Here is a 17,000-nt window from a genome sequence, read left to right on the forward strand (position 1 = left end):
TAATCAATAAATTAAACCGGGATATTTCATTATCCAATTACCAAATTATCAAATCACCAAATTCCTGCCGGGGCTTTCAGCAATATTACCCTGTCCCAGCTTCCGTTCCGGCCTTCTGCAGTAGTGCAATGGCCCCCCACTCTGCCTCCTATTGCAGCTACTGCCCCCAGTCCGGCAGCCCTTCAGCTGTATAACCCGCTCCATCATTCATCATTCATAATTCCGCATTCATAATTCATCATTCCCCGTTCATAATTTCTCATTCATAATTCATAATTCCCTACATTCACGCAAAAATCAGAATCCCCTTGTTGTACGCATTTTTAAAAGCTTATGTCCGGCTGGCCATGTTCATCTTTGCCCGTAAAATAAAAGTGAACCATCCAAAACTATTAAGGTCCGATGCTCCTTTTATGCTGGCGATGAACCATCCCAATTCTTTTTTAGATGCCATCTTCATGGACATTCTTTTTAAAGTATCCATCTGGTCGCTGGCCCGTGGCGATGTATTCAAAGGTAAAAGAGTGATACAATTGCTTACTGCCGTACGCATACTGCCGGTATACCGTACCAGCGAGGGAAACGATAACCTGGGCGAAAACTATAAAACCTTCGATACCTGTATCGAAAAATTCAGGCAGGGCGAATCGGTCCTCATTTTCAGCGAGGGACTTTGTATTAACGAATGGCACCTGCGCCCCTTAAAAAAAGGCACGGCCCGTTTAGCCATCAAAGCCTGGGAGGAGAATGTACCCATGACCGTATTACCCGTAGGTATCAACTATAATTCCTTCCGTTTATTAGGCAAAAATGTTTTTATCAATATTGGTTCGCCTATTCAAAAAAGCCTGGTGGAAGATTATGATACCGATGGCAAAAAGAATGTAGTATTTAACCAGGCTTTAAAAACGGAACTGAACCAACTGGTGTACGAAATTGATGCGAACGATACGGCAAAGAAAACGCAACTGCTCACCGTGCCGGTTCCGGCCTGGAAAAAGATATTGCTGGCAATACCGGCATTGATCGGCCTTATCATTCACGCCCCCTATTTTATACCGGTAAAAAACTTTGTCACTAAAAAAGCCGGGAAGACCGATCATTTCGATTCGGTATTATTAGGTGTATCACTGATCACTTACCCTCTTTACGTTTTATTACTCACGGTTATACTGGTGCTGGTGTTTTACAGCTGGTGCTGGTTAGCCTTGCTGCTGATACCTTTTACGGCCTTCAGTTATATACAACTCAGTAAACAGTTGGATTAATCACCGGTATATTACACCATCATGGCAAACACCTTCTTACAGGCCGAATGGAGAAAACTGGCAATGGTAAACTATGCTGTTGATCCTAACCTGTTGGCCTCCTATTTACCTGCCAAAACGGAGATCGACCTGTGGAATGATACCTGTTATATAAGCCTGGTTGGGTTTATGTTCAAAAACACAAGGGTAAAGGGTTTTAAAATCCCGTTTCATATCAATTTTGAAGAAGTTAACCTACGGTTCTACGTGCGTTATAAAGACAATGATACCTGGAAACGGGGTGTGGTGTTCATTAAGGAAATTGTTCCCAGGGCGGCCCTCACATTTGTAGCCAATACGGTGTATGGGGAAAATTATCAAACCATGCCCATGGTACATTCCTGGGTGGAACGGGATGAGGAATTGACCATTGAATACAAATGGAAAAAGAAAAACTGGCACTCTCTGAAAATAAAGGCAGACAGTAATCCTGTACCTATTATGCCCGGCAGCGAGGCGGAGTTTATAACAGAGCACTATTGGGGCTATACCAAAATATCGAATACCCAAACAGCCGAGTATGAAGTAAAACACCCGAAATGGGAGATATACCCCATTCATGATTATTGGATAGATGTTGACTTTGCTATGGTATACGGAAGTGAATTTAACTTCTTGAAAAATGAAATTCCCAGGTCTGTATTTTTAGCAGAAGGCTCCGCTATCAGTGTTATGCAGGGAAGAAAGATCTAAAATTTACCATAATTTACCCGACCAGTTTAAAATGAAACCTGTACCTATCATTTTCGTTTATTTCATAATTATCCTTACCGCCTGTACCTCACAGCAACAGTTACCCACGCAAACCTACCGCCAGTTCAACCATACCAAAACCTACCACTACCATAACGATACCTTAACTGTTTATATTGACAATTCTTTAATGAGTCCCATAAGGGTAAACGCTTTTACCAATGATAGCCGGTTAAAAAATTTTGTCAGTATGATGGATACCGTTACCCTCCTGCCACAACAGGATACCAGTTTACATTTTTATGTGCCGGCCATACAAAACCCGGTGTTTGGTTTATATACCAATTTAGGCGATGCACAACAACCCATACACCCCGTTGCACTGGCCTACCCTTTTCCAAAAGGTAAAACCTATACCATTATCCAGGGTTATACCGGCCGGTACTCGCATACAAACGATTACAGCCAGTATGCCGTTGATTTTAATTTAAAAATTGGCGATACGGTTTGCAGTGCCGATGATGGTTATGTAGTGGGTGTGATAAAGGAGTATAAATATGGTGGTCATACTGACGAATGGCGTAATAATGATAAAAGTAATTTTATTACCATCTATCATCCGCATTCCGGCCTGTTTACACAATATGTTCACTTAAAACACCATGGTGCTTTTGTAAAAACAGGTGATAAGGTAAATAAGGGCCAGGCCATTGGTTTAAGCGGTATGACGGGCTTTACCGATGTGGCACACCTGCATTTTAATGTACTGCAGCCTAAGGCAGGCAGTTCTTTTATTTCTGTACTCTGTGTGTTTGAAGATGGTAAAAACGGAGAAAGCTTAACAAAAGGAGTACAGGTAAAACATTAGCCTTTAGACAGCCTGGTAATATGATTGGCAGCTACCCAGCCGGTGGTCCAGGCATATTGAAAGTTATAGCCGCCGGTAATACCATCCACATCGGTAATTTCGCCGGCAAAAAACAGGTTGGGTACTAATTTACTCATCATGGTATTGGCATCTATATCCTGTAACTGAATACCCCCTGCGGTAACAAACTCCTCTTTATAAGTGGTTTTACCTTTTACCGGTAAACTGTAACTATTTAAAATAACGATCAGCCGGTTTAATAATTTAACGGGTACATCGGCCCATTTTACCTCCTTGTTTATCCCTGCTTCGGTAACAAAAAACTCCCACAACCTGTTGGGCAATTCAAAAGGATTACGGCCGGTTATTTTTTGCTGCTTCTGCTCTTCTTTTACCTCCAGCAGCAGCTCCCTTAGTTCCGGTTCTTTATACTGCGGCAACCAGTTAATCAATACTTCGTAATGCCAGTTTTTTTCCTGTAACTCACGGGCGCCCCAGGCGCTTAACTTTAATACGGCGGGTCCGCTTAATCCCCAATGGGTAATTAATACCGGGCCCTGCTGTTCCAGTTTGGTACCGGCTATCTTTACCCGTGCATCCGGCACACTTACACCCATTAAGGAGGTAATGGAGTGGCCGGGAATATTAAATGTAAATAAGGAAGGAACTGGGTTTGCAATAGAATGACCCGTTTGTATCAGCCAGTCAAACATGGTTGATTTGGGATACCCGCCTGCCGCCACACATACATGATCGGCTACCAGTTTTTCGCCATTACGGGTTGTACATATGATCTGTTGCTGCTGTTGTTCTATACCCGTTACTTCCACGTTCATGCGAATATCCACCTGGTATTTATTGGCTTCTTTCAGTAAACAGTCAATAATGGTTTGCGATGAATCGGTAACCGGGAACATGCGGCCGTCTTTTTCGGCTTTAATGGCCACACCCCTTTCCTTAAACCAGACAATGGTATCGGTTGTAAAAAACTGGTGAAAGATCTTTTTTACAAAATTTCTGCCCCGGGGGTAACGGTTACTCATATCGTTGATATCAAAACAGGCGTGGGTAACATTACACCGGCCGCCACCGCTGATCTTTACCTTGGACAAGAGCTTGCTGCTTTTTTCCAGTATGATCACTTTCATCTGCGGCTGCAACCTGGCCAGGTTAACGGCACAGAAAAAACCCGCCGCGCCGCCGCCAATGATGATGGTTGTTGTTGGTTTCAAGAGAGAACAGAATTGAGATTTGAGACGATGCTTATGTGAATAGTCAATTGTGAGCAGTGAATAGATCATGTAATACTGACTGCTGACTATTCACTACTCACTAGTATATTTCTTACGGTCTTTCGAACTTTCCGACTTCTCTCTGTTGATTAGCATTACTGCAGCACAAGTGTGCGACGCAAGGGACGATCCACTGTGTTACTGCAGCCGGTCAACAAAAAATTAAACGGCCACTGCTTTTTTACGTACCGTGTATAAGTTAGGGTTATTCGCCTCCGCTTCTTCAATAATAGCATAGTTGGAAAGAATATCCGGCTTATCGCTGCCTACGCATACATCATGTTCAAAGTGTACGGAAGGTTTGCCATCTTTTGTACGGATGGTCCAGCCGTCATCTTCGGTATATACTTCTTTTTTACCCATATTGATCATGGGCTCAATGGCCAGTACCATACCTGCTTTAAGCTTGGTGCCGGTACCACGTTTACCGTAATTAGGCACCTGCGGATCCTCGTGCATGCTGCGACCAAGGCCATGGCCTACCAGTTCACGTACCACACCATAACCGTATTTACGTTCTGTAGCATCCTGTATAGCAAAAGCAATATCGCCTATACGGTTACCCGCTACGGCTTTTTCAATGCCTTTATATAAAGAAGCTTTGGTAGCTTCAATTAATTGTATGGTAGCTTCACCGGGATCGCCGATGGCAAAAGTATAGGCATGGTCACCATGCCAGCCATTCAGGTAAGCGCCAATATCAATAGAAATGATATCGCCTTCCTTCAGTTCCATTTTATTGGGAAAGCCATGCACCACCACATCATTCACCGACATACAGGTATTAAAGGGATACCCGTGAAAGTTTAAAAATGAGGGAGTTGCTTTATGGTCGGCCAGGAATTCACCGGCAAATTTATCCAGCGATAAAGTGGTGATACCCGGCTTTAAAATTTTAGCAATTTCGGTAAGCGTGGTACTTACCAGCAATGCGCTTTGGCGCATCATTTCAATCTCTTCCTTGTTTTTCAAAAAAATCATACGCAAATATCGTAAAAAAAAGCCGGTAATTACTTACCGGCTTTATAATGAACTTGTAAATAGTTATTAAATCTGAACCGCAGAAGTGGTCTGACGTCCCTGTACACGACCGCTTTTCATCAGGCCGTCGTACTGGCGCATCAACAACTGTGTTTCAATTTGTTGTAAAGTATCCAGGATTACACCTACCATGATCAGGATGGATGTACCACCGAAGAAGGTAGAGAAACTTGGCTGCATACCCACAAACACAAGCTCGGCAATACCAGGTAAGATACCTACCAGGGCTAACAGGATAGCGCCGGGTAAAGTGATCCTGTCCATGATGGTACCAATATAGTCGGCCGTAGGCTGACCAGGAGCTACACCCGGTACAAAACCATTGTTCTGCTTCAGGTTATCGGCAATCTGGCGCGGGTTAAATATCAGGGCAGTGTATAAGAAGGTAAAACCAATTACCACTACTGAATAAATAACCATGTACCAGATATTCTTATGATCGGTAAATGCTTTACCAATGGAAGAAGTACTACCTAAAGTAAATAAAGTAGGCAGGAACATGATAGCCTGGGCAAAGATGATAGGCATTACACCTGCACCGTTCACCTTTAAGGGTAAAAACTGGCGGGCACCGCCAAATTGTTTGTTACCGGTTAATTGCTTGGCATAGTTTACAGGCACTTTACGTACCCCCTGTACCAGTAAGATACAGCCTAAGATAATGGCGATAAACACCGCTATTTCCACAATAAAGATCAGGATATTACCGGCACGGGTTGAACGGCTGGTTAACTCCTGGAAGAATGATTGTGGTAAACGGGCTAAGATACCCACCATGATAATTAAGGAAGTACCATTACCTAATCCTTTATCAGTGATCTTTTCACCCATCCACATTACCAGCATGGTGCCGGCAGTTAAGGTAAGGATGGTAGAGATAGTGAAATAGGCAGCTCCGAAGTTTTCCATAATAGCAGGACCTGAGGTCTGACGTAAGTAACTTACGTAAGCAAAAGCCTGTACAATGGTAACGGCCACTGTTAAGTAACGGGTGTACTGGTTAATTTTTTTACGGCCACTTTCACCGTCTTTCTGCATTTTCTGGAAAGTAGGAACCAGTACCGTCATCAGCTGCATAAAGATAGAGGCAGAGATATAAGGCATGATACCTAATGCAAAGATAGATGCCATGTTAAAGGCACCACCGGCAAATGTGTTGATCAGGTCAAGGATACCATTATTGGCATTGTTAGCATTTAACTGCTCCAGCCTGATGGGATCGATGCCCGGTAACACAATGTGTGAACCGATACGATAAATAACAATAAGCAATAAAGTGAAAAGAATTTTTTGTCTTAACTCTTCTATGCTCCAAATATTCTTGAGTGTCTGAATAAACTTTTTCACGGAAATGTAATCAGTTTTTAAGGCCAAAAAAGCAAAAGACGCACTAAGTGCGTCGATGCAAATTAGTGAAAATTACTTAACAATTTCTACTGTACCGCCGGCAGCTTCTACAACACTCTTCGCTTTCGCACTGGCTGCGTTTACTTTTACAGTGAATTTTCCTTTTAATTCACCATTGCCTAACAACTTAATTTTATCGTTCTGGCCGATCAGGTTGTTAATATAAAGGTTCTCTAAAGAAAACTCGGTAAAGCCATATTTTTCGGCGTATTGATCTAACTGACCAACATTCAATACTTTATACTCAATACGGTGAGGGTTGTTAAAACCTCTTTTAGGTACACGGCGCTGGATAGGCATCTGCCCACCTTCGTGTGCTAATTTACGTTTGTAACCGGCACGGCTCTGACCACCTTTTGTACCTTTTGTAGCAGTTCCACCATGTCCGGAACCATCACCACGACCAATTCTTTTTTCTTTGTGCGTTGCGCCTTTTGCAGGCTTTAATTCATGTAATTTCATTGTGCTTTGTTTTTTACTTGGCGCTCCAAAAGCAGCTGGAGCTCGCTTATATGAACGAAAAAGTTTGCAATGTTACGAAAACATTGCAAACCTTACTATTTTATTTTAATTAAGCTTCCTCTACCTTAACCAGGTGCTCTACTTTACGCACCATACCTAAAACCTGAGGAGTAGCTTCAACTTCTTTAACAGAGTTGGTTTTGTTAAGTCCTAAAGCTTTTAAAGTAAGCTTCTGACGCTCGGGGCGGTCAATAGGGCTTTTAACTAACGTAATTTTTATCTTTTTCATGATATGTATAAGTTAATAGTTAAAGGTTAATAGTTATTGGTCAACATTCGATTAACTAATAACGATTAACAATTAACATTTATCCGTTAAATACTTTCTTTAATCCCAGGGTTCTTGTTTTGGCAACAGAAACCGGCTCACGTAATAAAGCCAAAGCTTTAAAAGTTGCTTTTACCACGTTGTGCGGGTTAGCTGATCCTAAAGATTTTGCTAATACGTCGGTAACACCTGCACTTTCCAGTACAGCACGCATGCTACCACCGGCAATTACACCAGTACCATGAGCAGCGGGTTTAATTAAAACTTTAGCAGCACCTTCTTTAGCCCACTGGTCATGAGGGATAGTACCTTTCATTACCGGAACTTTGATCAGGTTTTTCTTTGCGTCTTCAATACCTTTTGTAATAGCTTCCTGAACTTCTTTAGCTTTACCTAAGCCATGACCTACCACACCTGCCTCGTTACCTACCACTACCAGTGCAGAAAAGCTAAAAGCACGACCACCTTTGGTAGTTTTAACCACACGGTTAATGGCAACTACTTTGTCTTTTAATTCAAGGTCACCTGCTTTTACTCTGTTTAAATTTGCTTTTGACATTATTTCAGTTTTGAAACTTGCGTTGTTGAAAATTAGAATTGTAAACCACCTTCTCTTGCGCCTTCGGCTAAAGCTTTGATACGGCCATGGTATAAGTTACCACCACGATCAAATACTACAGTCGTCACACCCAACTCACCGGCTTTGCGGGCAACGGCAGCACCTACTAATTTGCTTTTTTCAGTTTTATTGCCGGCCTGTGCTTTAATATCCTTGTCTTTAGAGGAAGCCGCTGCAATGGTAACACCGCTGGTGTCATCAATTAACTGCGCATAAATATCAGTGTTGCTTCTAAAAACAGCCAATCTTGGCTTTGCAGCAGTTCCACTCACCTTCTGACGAATGCTGTAGCGGATTTTTTGCCTTCTGAGAGATTTTAAGTTTGACATCTTCTTTTATTTAATATCCTGATTCTGCCAGGATTGTATTCAATATTATTTCTTGTTACCTGCTTTTATTATTTACCAGCAGATTTACCAGCTTTCTTACGTACCACTTCACCCATGTAACGTACCCCTTTTCCTTTGTACGGCTCTGGTTTACGTAAGCTGCGTAATTTAGCAGCAACCTGGCCAATTAATTGTTTGTCAATACCGTTTAAAGTAATGATAGGGTTCTGACCTTTTTCCTGTTGTGTGGCAACAGTTAATTCTTTAGGGATCTCGATAATGAAGTTGTGAGAATAACCTAAAGCCAGGTCCAGCAGGTTACCCTGGTTGGTAGCTTTAAAACCTACACCAATTAATTCCAGTTTGCGCTCAAAACCTTCGGTAACACCTTTAACCAGGTTAGCTACCAGGGCACGGTATAAACCGTGTAAGGCGCGGTGCCTGATCTGATCTGTAGGACGGCCAAAAGTAACTTCGCCATCTTTTACTTCTACAGTAATATCGCGATCAATCGCTTCTTTCAATTCACCTTTTGGTCCTTTTACAGTAATTACATTGTCTTTACCAACGGTAACAGTAACACCTGCAGGAACAACAATCGGCTTTTTACCTATACGAGACATAATTTAAAATTGTATATGTTTAAAAAAGGGACAATGTGTATTAAACGTGTTCAGTTTCCGTATAGAGAACTTTATATTATCGTTTAACACTTTTTACATCAGGCAGCCATTGTCATCATACCTGAAAATGTATTAATAAATGTAGCAAAGAACCTCGCCACCTACGTTTTGAGCTTTTGCTTCTTTATCGGTCATAACGCCTTTAGAGGTAGAAATAATAGCTACACCTAAACCGTTTTTAACACGTCTGAATTCAGCAGGAGATGCATACTGACGCAGACCCGGGCGGCTTACCCTCTCCAGGCTCTGGATAGCGGGTTGCTTGCTGGCAGCATCATATTTCAAGGCAATTTTAATAACGCCCTGTTTGTTATCATCTTCAAATTTGTATTTCAGAATATAGCCCTGATTGTACAAAATCTCGGTCATGCGCTTTTTAAGGTTTGACGCAGGTATTTCTACAATACGGTGTCCCGCCATTTGTGCATTCCTAATTCTTGTAAGGAAGTCTGCTATAGGATCTGTTACCATCTTTAAGTAAGTTGTGAATTGTTATTTGTAAATTGTTTCTGTTTGCCCTAACCGGCGGTTAAAGGCCAACATTGCTACTACCAGCTTGCTTTTTTCAATCCTGGTATTTTACCATTCAGTGCCATGTCACGCAAAGCAACCCTTGAAATACCAAAGTAACGTACATAACCTTTTGGACGGCCGGTTAAACCGCAACGGTTTTTTAAACGTACTTTAGATGAATTTTTAGGAAGCTCGTCCAAAGCAGCCCAATTGCCCTCTTTCTTAAGCTCTTCCCTTTTAGCTGCATACTGCTCTACCAGTTTTTCCCTTTTACGTTGACGGGCTGATACTGAAGTTTTTGCCATATTATTATTTTATTTTAAAATCTGGTTAGTTCAGCAACGCTGCTTAACCAAATACCTTTACTTAATTAGAACTTTCTTTCTTAGCGTTTTTAAAAGGCATTCCCAATTCTTTCAGTAACTCATACGCTTCTTCGTCAGTTTGCGCGGTAGTTACAAAAGTGATATCCAGGCCGGTAATTTTATTTACCTTATCGATATCGATCTCAGGGAAAATAATTTGTTCGGTAACACCTAAAGTATAATTACCGCGGCCGTCAAAAGCCTTTTCGTTAATACCTTTAAAGTCACGTACACGAGGTAAAGACACAGCAATTAAACGATCTAAAAACTCGTACATTTTATCACCACGTAAAGTTACACGTGCACCAATGGGCATGTTTTTACGTAATTTAAAGTTTGAGATATCTTTTTTAGATATAGTTGCTACTGCTTTTTGACCAGTTATAGTTGTTAACTCATCAATAGCAATGTCTACTAATTTTTTATCACCCACAGCACCGTTAACACCACGGTTCAGGCAAATTTTTTCCAAACGTGGAGCCTGCATTACAGATTTGTAAGCAAACTTCTTAACTAAAGCCGGAACCACTTCTTTAGTGTATTTGTCCGACAATCTTGGGGTATATTTTGTAGTACTCATTTTCTAATGCTTTTAATACTGCTAAGAGATTATTATATAATTTCTCCTGATTTCTTTGACACACGCACAGTTTTCTTACCTTCCTCGCGTACGCGTTTAACCTTTGTAGGTGCCTTAGCTTTAGCATCCCACAACATAACGTTGCTAATTTGAATCGGCATTTCTTTTTTCACAATGCCACCTTGTGTGTTCTGTGCAGAAGGTTTAGTGTGTTTAGACACTACGTTAACACCCTCTACAATTACTTTACCGGCTTCCACCAGTACTTCTTTAACTACACGAGGTTTGTACTCAACCTTACCGTTATCATCTTTTCTGGGTTTAGCGGCACCGGTAATAACAATTACCAGGTCACCCTTCTTGATGTTGTATTTAGGTTTAAATCTGTTGCTCATTTTACTTGTTTTCTCTTGATGAGATATTTTTATTTGGTTTACCAGCTCTGGTAATTCTGTTCATCTTTGCTTGCGACGCTACTTTCAGCGTCCCGTACGCTTATCGGCTGAGAGGGGATCCCTCCCGGTCCTTACAGTACTTCAGGGGCAAGTGATACAATTTTCATGTATCCTTTGTCACGCAATTCACGGGCAACCGGCCCAAAAATACGTGTGCCTCTCGGCTCATCTGAAGCATTTAATATTACTACCGCGTTGTCGTCGAAACGGATATAAGAACCATCTTTACGACGTAATTTGTTAGTAGTACGTACAATTACCGCTTTTGCTACGGTACCTTTTTTAATACCACCGGCAGGAATGGCATCCTTAACAGTAACCACAATTTTATCACCAATTCTGGCATAACGCTGACCGCTATTACCCAAAACACGGATACACAACACCTCTTTTGCGCCACTATTATCGGCTACGTTTAACCGGCTTTCTTGCTGTATCATCTTGTTAGATTTTTAATAGAGTACTTCGCTTTTAGTACTTAGTACTTAAATATTATAAAACTATTTTACTTAATACTGACTACGCAGTACCCTTATCTTATTTAACTTTTTCTACCACTTCTACCAGTCTCCAACGCTTAGTTTTGCTCAGCGGGCGGGTTTCCATGATTTTAACTACATCACCAATGCTGCATTCGTCTTTTTCGTCATGCGCATGAAACTTGGTAGTTTTTTTAAGGAACTTACCGTAGATGGGGTGTTTTACTTTACGCTCAACTGCAACCGTAATGGTTTTAGTCATTTTATTGCTGGTAACAACACCAATCCTCGTTTTTCTTAAATTTCTTTCAGACATCTTTATCTAATTTGAATATTATCTTAAGCTTCCGCTTGTTTTTGTTTCACTGCAGTTTGTACACGTGCAATGTCTTTACGCAGGCTACGAATGCTCATTGGGTTTTCCAATGGTGAAATAGCATGGGCAAACTCCAATTTCTTCAAACGAAGTTTATCTTCTTCCAGGCGGGCCTGCAGATCGGCAAGGCTCAAACCCTGGATACTTTTATTGAAATCTACTTTTTTTGACATCTTTATTTATTTGAAAGTTTGAAACTGAGTTATTATGCGGTAACTAAATCACGACGCATGATAAATTTGGTTTTGATAGGCAATTTACCTGAAGCAAGTGCCAGTGCAGCACGGGCAACTTTCTCGTCAACGCCATCAATTTCAAATATAATACGACCCGGTTTTACTACGGCAGCCCAGTATTCCAAGTTACCTTTACCTTTACCCATACGAACCTCAGCAGGTTTGTGTGTAATTGGCTTGTCAGGGAAAATGCGGATCCACACATTACCTTCCCTTTTCATTTCACGGGTAAGCGCCTGACGAGCAGCTTCAATCTGACGATCGGTAATCCAATGATCATCAAGTGCTTTCAGTGCATATGATCCAAAAGAGATGGTAGTACCTCTTTTTGCATCACCCTTCATGCGGCCTTTCTGCACTTTCCTATGTTTCGTTCTTTTCGGTTGTAACATCTTAATTCAATTTGATAATGTTATAATCTGCTAATGTGTAAATTGCTATCCATTAGCAAATCAGCACATCGACTAATTAGCTAATTAATTTTTTCTATCGCCACGGCCACCACCTCTTCTGTCGCCTCTTCTGTCATCTCTTCTATCGCCACCTCTTCTTTCGCCACCGGCGTTATTACCACCTTCGTTTTTACCGCCGGCAATAATGTTAGGGTTCAGGTCACGTTTGGTTAAAACCTCACCTTTACAGATCCATACTTTGATACCAATTTTACCATATACAGTCTGTGCAAATACATTGGCATAATCAATATCCATACGGAAAGTGTGCAAAGGTACACGACCTTGTTTAAACTCCTCGCTACGGGCAATCTCTGCACCACCTAAACGACCGCTTAATTTTACTTTAATACCTTCGGCACCCATACGTAATGCAGAAGCAATCGCCATTTTAGTGGCTCTTTTAAAGTTGATACGGTTCTCGATCTGGCGGGCAATAGTATCACCTACGATCATCGCATCCAGTTCAGGACGACGGATCTCCAGGATATTTATTTGTACATCATCTTTACCGGTAAGTTTCTTCAACTCCTCTTTAATACGATCTACTTCTCCACCGCCTTTACCAATGATGATACCAGGTTTAGATGTATGAATGGTAACAATTAATTTACCAAGTGTACGCTCAATAACGATTTTAGAAATACCGCCTTTATTGATACGTGCATTCAGGTAAGTCCTGATCTTGTGGTCCTCGATCAACTTGCCGGCATAGTCTTTTTTGCTGCCATACCAGTTAGACTCCCATCCACGGATGATGCCTAACCTGTTACCAATCGGATTTGCTTTCTGACCCATGTTTTTAATTTGACAATGTGATAATTTGAAAATTTGAAAATGGATTCAAACTACCTATAATCTTTTATGTTTAATCATTCGGATGTGTTACTCATTTTCAAATTAACACATCCAACTTTTTGCTTAATTACTTAGCGTCAACTATTACAGTTACGTGGTTGCTTCTTTTTCTAACGCGGTATCCACGACCCTGGGGCGCCGGACGCATGCGTTTTAAAGTTCTGCCACCATCAACAAAAATGGTTTTGATATACAATTGTCCTTCGTCACCACCTTCGTTCTTTTGTTTCCAGTTGCTGATAGCACTTAAAACCAGTTTACGCAAAGGCACTGCCGGATGTTTAGGATTGTGCTCCAATTCCGCCAATACTTTCTCTACTTTCTGACCACGAATCAGATCAGCAAGCAAACGCATCTTACGAGGCGACGTTGGGTAATTTTTTAATTTAGCTACTGCTTCCATTTTTACTATGTTTATGGTCAAATATTGTCCGGCGAATAATACCCTGAATATTTTACCTTCTTTAGTTTATCTGTTAACCGAAGGATTGTACTTCGTATAACTTTTAAAAATTAGTCTTTCTTAGAGTGCCCTTTGAAGTTCCTGGTTGGTGCAAACTCTCCCAGTTTGTGGCCTACCATAAACTCTGTTACATAAACAGGTATGAATTTGTTACCGTTATGTACAGCAAAAGTGTGTCCTACAAAATCAGGAGAAATAGTTGATCTACGGCTCCAGGTTTTAATTACACCTTTTTTGGCTTTACCTTCATTTACAGCCAATACCTTTTTTTCAAGGTGAGTAGCTATATAAGGACCTTTTTTAATCGAACGTGCCATATTTCTAATTAGTTAATTTGATAATTTGTTGATTTGAAAATGTGCTCTTCTTACCGTGGGCTGAAAACCATTTTCAAATTTTCACATCCTCACTTTTCAAATCTTACTTAGCTAATTTGCTACCATTCTTTCTTTGAATGATTAACTTATCGCTTCCTTTACCTTTAGTACGGGTTTTAAGACCTCTTGAGTACTGACCGGTTCTGCTGCGAGGCTGACCTCCGGAAGCTCTACCTTCACCACCACCCATCGGGTGATCTACAGGGTTCATGGCTACACCTCTGTTTCTTGGTTTAATACCTTTCCAACGGTTACGGCCGGCTTTACCCATGCTCTGTAAGCTGTGGTCGCTGTTGCTTACCACACCTACGGTAGCATAACCGTTAACCAGTACTTTTCTTAACTCACCGGAAGGCATTTTTAATACAGCGTATTTTTCTTCCTTGTTGGTTAACTGGGCTGATGAACCGGCGCTACGGGCCAATTTACCACCCTGACCAGGCTGCATTTCAATATTGTGAATGTTGGTACCTAAAGGCATGTTTTTCATTTGTAACGCGTTTCCTATTTCAGGAGCTACGGCGTCACCACTGATAACTGTTGCACCAACTTCTAAACCCTGAGGGGCAATGATGTAACGTTTTTCGCCATCGGCATAGTTCAGTAAAGCGATGAATGCGGTACGGTTCGGATCGTACTCAATAGATACTACAGTTGCTGCAACATCTTTTTTATCACGCTTAAAGTCGATGATACGGTATTTCTGTTTGTGTCCACCACCTCTGTAACGCATAGATAAGCGACCAGAAGAGTTACGACCACCGGTTTTTTTCTTGGTTTCAACCAATGATTTTTCCGGAACGTTAGTGGTTACTTCAGCATAGGCATTACCTATTCTCCAACGTGTGCCTGCTGTAACCGGTTTAAATTTTCTTAATGCCATTTTATTCTTTTTTTGCCTTTTTGGATATTAGGCGTTTCAACTTTTGCGGTAGTTGATCTACCATTCTGTTTACAAATTGGTTTGTCTGCTTACAGCCTGCAATTAAATGTTAGCGTATAAGTCAATTGTTTCGTTTTCTGCAACAGTTACGTAAGCTTTTTTGAATGAAGGCTTACGACCAGAGATAAAGCCGGCTTTTGTAAAGCGGGTTTTATTTTTTGCAGGAGAAACTACAGTGTTCACGTTAATTACGTTTACACCGTAAAAAGCTTCAACGGCTTTTTTAATTTCCAGTTTGTTAGCACTTTTTGCTACTTTGAAAGTGTAACGACGCAGTTTGTCCTGCTGTGCATTTGCTTTCTCTGTTAAAACCGGTTTTATTAATACTTCAGAAAGTTTCATCTTCCTTAATTTTTAAAAATCAAAATTTGTTTTCGTTCCCACCCTGTTAAAGCTTACGCTTCTTTCAGGTCTTCGTTAATCTGGTTAACGGCTGCTTCAGTTAATACCACTAAACCTGAGTTTACAATATCATACGTATTCATATTGTGGAAAGTATATCCTAATACGTTTGGTATGTTTCTGTAAGACAGGAACAGGCTGTCGTTGCTGTCGTTTGTTTCTGCAGTCAGGAACAATACTTTTTTAGTGTCAGCTTTCAGATTTTTCAGAATAGCGGCAAACTCTTTTGTTTTAGGTTGCGCTAACTGGATATCTTCTACTACCACCAGGTTGTTTTCTTTTACTTTATAAGAAAGTGCAGAGAACTTGGCCAAAGCTTTCACATTACGATTTAATTTAATATCGTAGCTATGAGGTTTTGGACCGAAGATAGTACCACCACCTTTATATAAAGGGTTACGGATATTACCTTTACGGCTGCCACCTGTACCTTTTTGTTTGTGCAGTTTACGGCTGGCACCTTTTACTTCGGCACGGGTTTTCACTTTGTGTGTACCCTGGCGTTGTGCAGCTAAATATTGTTTCACAGCCAAGTACATTACGTGATTGTTTGGCTCAATTCCAAAAATTTCTTCCGGAAGTTCTACCGAGCGACCAGTACTGGCACCTTTACTATTTAATACTTCAACTTTCATTTTCTTGTTTTTTTAGTAGCGCTAGCGCTAACTGTTTTTGTTGGGTTTACACCTTTACAAAAGGCGGTGCTTATTTTTGAATAAGAACGATAGAACCGTTGTGACCGGGAACAGATCCGCTTACCAGGATGTAGTTTTTGTCAGCAAATACTTTCACTACTTTCAATCCTTTCATTTTAACGCGGTCGCCACCATCACGGCCGGCCATACGCATACCTTTCATTACACGGCTTGCGTCAGAAGAGTTACCCAGGGAACCCGGAGCTCTTTGACGGTCGTGCTGACCATGCGATTGTTCACCCACACCGGAGAAGCCATGGCGTTTTACAACACCCTGGAAACCTTTACCCTTTGTGGTACCAACAACTTCTACTTTGTCACCTTCTTCGAAGATGTCAACAGTTATTGATTCACCAATATTTTTTTCAAGAGAATAATTACGGAATTCCTTAGAGAATTTCTTTGGAGCTGTGCTAGCTTTTGCGAAGTGATTTTTTTCGGCTTTTGTGGCACGTTTTTCTTTTTTCTCGCCGAAAGAAAGTTGCAGGGCATTATAGCCGTCTGTTTCTGTAGTTTTTACTTGAGTAACTACGTTAGGAGTTGCCTCAATGATCGTGCAGGCTGTTTGTTTGCCTGAAGGATCAAAGATGCTTGTCATCCCGATTTTTTTCCCAATAATACCTTTCATGGTTTGTGATCAATTTATGCCTTACAGGATTATTGGGACAACATCATGTCTAAACAGTGTGCGGGACACACTATCAGGATGCTTCAATCCCCGTTTGCCACCGACCTTTTCCTTTCTGGGGAAGTACCGGCAGTAAACAAACCCTGAAC

Annotated in this window: 26 protein-coding genes; 3 read left to right on the forward strand and 23 right to left on the reverse strand. The window is 41.1% G+C overall.

The window, feature by feature from the left end:
• Positions 1–308 precede the first annotated feature (308 nt).
• The 3 genes from ACFS6H_RS20250 to ACFS6H_RS20260 are packed head-to-tail and all read left to right on the forward strand — an operon-like array spanning position 309 to position 2,868.
• On the forward strand, positions 309–1,268 hold the full coding sequence (locus ACFS6H_RS20250) for a lysophospholipid acyltransferase family protein (RefSeq protein WP_386103406.1): 960 nt from the start codon (positions 309–311) through the stop codon (positions 1,266–1,268).
• A gap of 21 nt (positions 1,269–1,289) precedes the next feature.
• The gene (locus tag ACFS6H_RS20255) at positions 1,290–2,000 is read left to right on the forward strand and encodes a YqjF family protein (RefSeq protein ID WP_386103408.1); all 711 of its coding nucleotides are present in this window, start codon (positions 1,290–1,292) and stop codon (positions 1,998–2,000) included.
• 31 nt (positions 2,001–2,031) lie between these two features.
• A complete protein-coding gene (locus ACFS6H_RS20260) occupies positions 2,032–2,868 on the forward strand; it encodes a M23 family metallopeptidase (RefSeq protein ID WP_386103410.1) in 837 nt (278 codons plus the stop codon).
• Here ACFS6H_RS20260 and ACFS6H_RS20265 read toward each other — a convergent pair.
• The 23 genes from ACFS6H_RS20265 to rplC form a co-directional block, all read right to left on the reverse strand.
• Entirely contained in the window at positions 2,865–4,100 is a 1,236-nt protein-coding gene (locus ACFS6H_RS20265; protein ID WP_386103412.1) for a BaiN/RdsA family NAD(P)/FAD-dependent oxidoreductase, read from the reverse strand. The two genes, ACFS6H_RS20260 and ACFS6H_RS20265, sit on opposite strands and share 4 nt — an antisense overlap.
• Before the next feature lie 222 nt (positions 4,101–4,322).
• Positions 4,323–5,141, reverse strand: a complete 819-nt coding sequence (map, locus tag ACFS6H_RS20270) for a type I methionyl aminopeptidase (protein WP_386103414.1) — start codon at positions 5,139–5,141, stop codon at positions 4,323–4,325.
• Between the two features lie 66 nt (positions 5,142–5,207).
• Positions 5,208–6,548, reverse strand: coding sequence for a preprotein translocase subunit SecY (gene secY, locus ACFS6H_RS20275; RefSeq protein WP_386103416.1), 1,341 nt, complete (start codon positions 6,546–6,548; stop codon positions 5,208–5,210).
• 72 nt (positions 6,549–6,620) lie between these two features.
• Positions 6,621–7,070, reverse strand: coding sequence for a 50S ribosomal protein L15 (gene rplO / locus ACFS6H_RS20280; protein WP_386103418.1), 450 nt, complete (start codon positions 7,068–7,070; stop codon positions 6,621–6,623).
• 109 nt (positions 7,071–7,179) lie between these two features.
• Entirely contained in the window at positions 7,180–7,359 is a 180-nt protein-coding gene (gene rpmD / locus ACFS6H_RS20285) for a 50S ribosomal protein L30 (protein ID WP_386103420.1), read from the reverse strand.
• Between the two features lie 79 nt (positions 7,360–7,438).
• The gene (gene rpsE, locus ACFS6H_RS20290; RefSeq protein ID WP_386103422.1) at positions 7,439–7,957 is read right to left on the reverse strand and encodes a 30S ribosomal protein S5; all 519 of its coding nucleotides are present in this window, start codon (positions 7,955–7,957) and stop codon (positions 7,439–7,441) included.
• A gap of 32 nt (positions 7,958–7,989) precedes the next feature.
• The gene (gene rplR, locus ACFS6H_RS20295) at positions 7,990–8,346 is read right to left on the reverse strand and encodes a 50S ribosomal protein L18 (protein WP_386103424.1); all 357 of its coding nucleotides are present in this window, start codon (positions 8,344–8,346) and stop codon (positions 7,990–7,992) included.
• 68 nt (positions 8,347–8,414) lie between these two features.
• The gene (gene rplF, locus ACFS6H_RS20300; protein WP_386103426.1) at positions 8,415–8,969 is read right to left on the reverse strand and encodes a 50S ribosomal protein L6; all 555 of its coding nucleotides are present in this window, start codon (positions 8,967–8,969) and stop codon (positions 8,415–8,417) included.
• A 132-nt stretch (positions 8,970–9,101) separates the two neighbouring features.
• Positions 9,102–9,500 carry a 30S ribosomal protein S8 gene (rpsH, locus tag ACFS6H_RS20305; RefSeq protein ID WP_386103428.1) on the reverse strand — a complete coding sequence of 133 codons (399 nt, stop codon included), beginning with the start codon at positions 9,498–9,500 and terminating at the stop codon, positions 9,102–9,104.
• Between the two features lie 77 nt (positions 9,501–9,577).
• Complete coding sequence (rpsN, locus tag ACFS6H_RS20310) at positions 9,578–9,847, reverse strand: 30S ribosomal protein S14 (protein ID WP_386103430.1); 270 nt, start codon at positions 9,845–9,847, stop codon at positions 9,578–9,580.
• A 61-nt stretch (positions 9,848–9,908) separates the two neighbouring features.
• Complete coding sequence (gene rplE / locus ACFS6H_RS20315) at positions 9,909–10,487, reverse strand: 50S ribosomal protein L5 (RefSeq protein ID WP_386103432.1); 579 nt, start codon at positions 10,485–10,487, stop codon at positions 9,909–9,911.
• Positions 10,488–10,519: 32 nt separating this feature from the next.
• Positions 10,520–10,882: a 50S ribosomal protein L24 gene (gene rplX / locus ACFS6H_RS20320; RefSeq protein WP_386103434.1), complete on the reverse strand. Its 363-nt coding sequence runs from the start codon at positions 10,880–10,882 to the stop codon at positions 10,520–10,522.
• 131 nt (positions 10,883–11,013) lie between these two features.
• Positions 11,014–11,382: a 50S ribosomal protein L14 gene (rplN, locus tag ACFS6H_RS20325; protein ID WP_386103436.1), complete on the reverse strand. Its 369-nt coding sequence runs from the start codon at positions 11,380–11,382 to the stop codon at positions 11,014–11,016.
• Positions 11,383–11,479: 97 nt separating this feature from the next.
• Positions 11,480–11,737: a 30S ribosomal protein S17 gene (gene rpsQ / locus ACFS6H_RS20330; protein ID WP_386103438.1), complete on the reverse strand. Its 258-nt coding sequence runs from the start codon at positions 11,735–11,737 to the stop codon at positions 11,480–11,482.
• 23 nt (positions 11,738–11,760) lie between these two features.
• The gene (gene rpmC, locus ACFS6H_RS20335) at positions 11,761–11,970 is read right to left on the reverse strand and encodes a 50S ribosomal protein L29 (protein ID WP_386103440.1); all 210 of its coding nucleotides are present in this window, start codon (positions 11,968–11,970) and stop codon (positions 11,761–11,763) included.
• A gap of 32 nt (positions 11,971–12,002) precedes the next feature.
• Complete coding sequence (rplP, locus tag ACFS6H_RS20340; protein ID WP_386103442.1) at positions 12,003–12,425, reverse strand: 50S ribosomal protein L16; 423 nt, start codon at positions 12,423–12,425, stop codon at positions 12,003–12,005.
• Between the two features lie 84 nt (positions 12,426–12,509).
• Positions 12,510–13,283, reverse strand: a complete 774-nt coding sequence (gene rpsC, locus ACFS6H_RS20345) for a 30S ribosomal protein S3 (RefSeq protein WP_386103444.1) — start codon at positions 13,281–13,283, stop codon at positions 12,510–12,512.
• Between the two features lie 127 nt (positions 13,284–13,410).
• Positions 13,411–13,746 (reverse strand): 50S ribosomal protein L22, encoded by a 336-nt coding sequence (gene rplV, locus ACFS6H_RS20350; RefSeq protein ID WP_386103447.1) that lies wholly within the window; start codon positions 13,744–13,746, stop codon positions 13,411–13,413.
• Positions 13,747–13,856: 110 nt separating this feature from the next.
• Positions 13,857–14,123 carry a 30S ribosomal protein S19 gene (gene rpsS / locus ACFS6H_RS20355; RefSeq protein WP_386103449.1) on the reverse strand — a complete coding sequence of 89 codons (267 nt, stop codon included), beginning with the start codon at positions 14,121–14,123 and terminating at the stop codon, positions 13,857–13,859.
• A 103-nt stretch (positions 14,124–14,226) separates the two neighbouring features.
• Positions 14,227–15,066 (reverse strand): 50S ribosomal protein L2, encoded by an 840-nt coding sequence (gene rplB / locus ACFS6H_RS20360; protein WP_386103451.1) that lies wholly within the window; start codon positions 15,064–15,066, stop codon positions 14,227–14,229.
• A gap of 102 nt (positions 15,067–15,168) precedes the next feature.
• On the reverse strand, positions 15,169–15,468 hold the full coding sequence (rplW, locus tag ACFS6H_RS20365; protein ID WP_386103453.1) for a 50S ribosomal protein L23: 300 nt from the start codon (positions 15,466–15,468) through the stop codon (positions 15,169–15,171).
• Between the two features lie 53 nt (positions 15,469–15,521).
• Positions 15,522–16,163: a 50S ribosomal protein L4 gene (gene rplD, locus ACFS6H_RS20370; protein ID WP_386103455.1), complete on the reverse strand. Its 642-nt coding sequence runs from the start codon at positions 16,161–16,163 to the stop codon at positions 15,522–15,524.
• Positions 16,164–16,233: 70 nt separating this feature from the next.
• Positions 16,234–16,851: a 50S ribosomal protein L3 gene (gene rplC, locus ACFS6H_RS20375; protein WP_386103457.1), complete on the reverse strand. Its 618-nt coding sequence runs from the start codon at positions 16,849–16,851 to the stop codon at positions 16,234–16,236.
• Between the last annotated feature and the right edge of the window lie 149 nt (positions 16,852–17,000).

The sequence above is a fragment of the Terrimonas rubra genome, from assembly GCF_042686025.1.
GTDB lineage: Bacteria > Bacteroidota > Bacteroidia > Chitinophagales > Chitinophagaceae > Terrimonas > Terrimonas rubra.

Excerpts from the sequence above, each read along its gene's own strand:
- ACFS6H_RS20260 (WP_386103410.1), top strand. The coding sequence starts at position 2,032 with ATGAAACCTGTACCTATCATTTTCGTTTATTTCATAATTATCCTTACC.
- rplB (WP_386103451.1), bottom strand. The coding sequence starts at position 15,066 with ATGGCATTAAGAAAATTTAAACCGGTTACAGCAGGCACACGTTGGAGA.
- rplO (WP_386103418.1), bottom strand. The coding sequence starts at position 7,070 with ATGAAATTACATGAATTAAAGCCTGCAAAAGGCGCAACGCACAAAGAA.
- rplC (WP_386103457.1), bottom strand. The coding sequence starts at position 16,851 with ATGAAAGGTATTATTGGGAAAAAAATCGGGATGACAAGCATCTTTGAT.
- rpsN (WP_386103430.1), bottom strand. The coding sequence starts at position 9,847 with ATGGCAAAAACTTCAGTATCAGCCCGTCAACGTAAAAGGGAAAAACTG.
- rplX (WP_386103434.1), bottom strand. The coding sequence starts at position 10,882 with ATGAGCAACAGATTTAAACCTAAATACAACATCAAGAAGGGTGACCTG.
- rpsQ (WP_386103438.1), bottom strand. The coding sequence starts at position 11,737 with ATGTCTGAAAGAAATTTAAGAAAAACGAGGATTGGTGTTGTTACCAGC.
- rplV (WP_386103447.1), bottom strand. The coding sequence starts at position 13,746 with ATGGAAGCAGTAGCTAAATTAAAAAATTACCCAACGTCGCCTCGTAAG.
- rpsH (WP_386103428.1), bottom strand. The coding sequence starts at position 9,500 with ATGGTAACAGATCCTATAGCAGACTTCCTTACAAGAATTAGGAATGCA.
- rplP (WP_386103442.1), bottom strand. The coding sequence starts at position 12,425 with ATGTTACAACCGAAAAGAACGAAACATAGGAAAGTGCAGAAAGGCCGC.
- ACFS6H_RS20255 (WP_386103408.1), top strand. The coding sequence starts at position 1,290 with ATGGCAAACACCTTCTTACAGGCCGAATGGAGAAAACTGGCAATGGTA.
- rpmD (WP_386103420.1), bottom strand. The coding sequence starts at position 7,359 with ATGAAAAAGATAAAAATTACGTTAGTTAAAAGCCCTATTGACCGCCCC.
- rplW (WP_386103453.1), bottom strand. The coding sequence starts at position 15,468 with ATGAAACTTTCTGAAGTATTAATAAAACCGGTTTTAACAGAGAAAGCA.
- rpsS (WP_386103449.1), bottom strand. The coding sequence starts at position 14,123 with ATGGCACGTTCGATTAAAAAAGGTCCTTATATAGCTACTCACCTTGAA.
- rplD (WP_386103455.1), bottom strand. The coding sequence starts at position 16,163 with ATGAAAGTTGAAGTATTAAATAGTAAAGGTGCCAGTACTGGTCGCTCG.
- rplE (WP_386103432.1), bottom strand. The coding sequence starts at position 10,487 with ATGAGTACTACAAAATATACCCCAAGATTGTCGGACAAATACACTAAA.
- rpsC (WP_386103444.1), bottom strand. The coding sequence starts at position 13,283 with ATGGGTCAGAAAGCAAATCCGATTGGTAACAGGTTAGGCATCATCCGT.
- rplF (WP_386103426.1), bottom strand. The coding sequence starts at position 8,969 with ATGTCTCGTATAGGTAAAAAGCCGATTGTTGTTCCTGCAGGTGTTACT.
- rplN (WP_386103436.1), bottom strand. The coding sequence starts at position 11,382 with ATGATACAGCAAGAAAGCCGGTTAAACGTAGCCGATAATAGTGGCGCA.
- rpsE (WP_386103422.1), bottom strand. The coding sequence starts at position 7,957 with ATGTCAAAAGCAAATTTAAACAGAGTAAAAGCAGGTGACCTTGAATTA.
- rplR (WP_386103424.1), bottom strand. The coding sequence starts at position 8,346 with ATGTCAAACTTAAAATCTCTCAGAAGGCAAAAAATCCGCTACAGCATT.
- rpmC (WP_386103440.1), bottom strand. The coding sequence starts at position 11,970 with ATGTCAAAAAAAGTAGATTTCAATAAAAGTATCCAGGGTTTGAGCCTT.
- map (WP_386103414.1), bottom strand. The coding sequence starts at position 5,141 with ATGATTTTTTTGAAAAACAAGGAAGAGATTGAAATGATGCGCCAAAGC.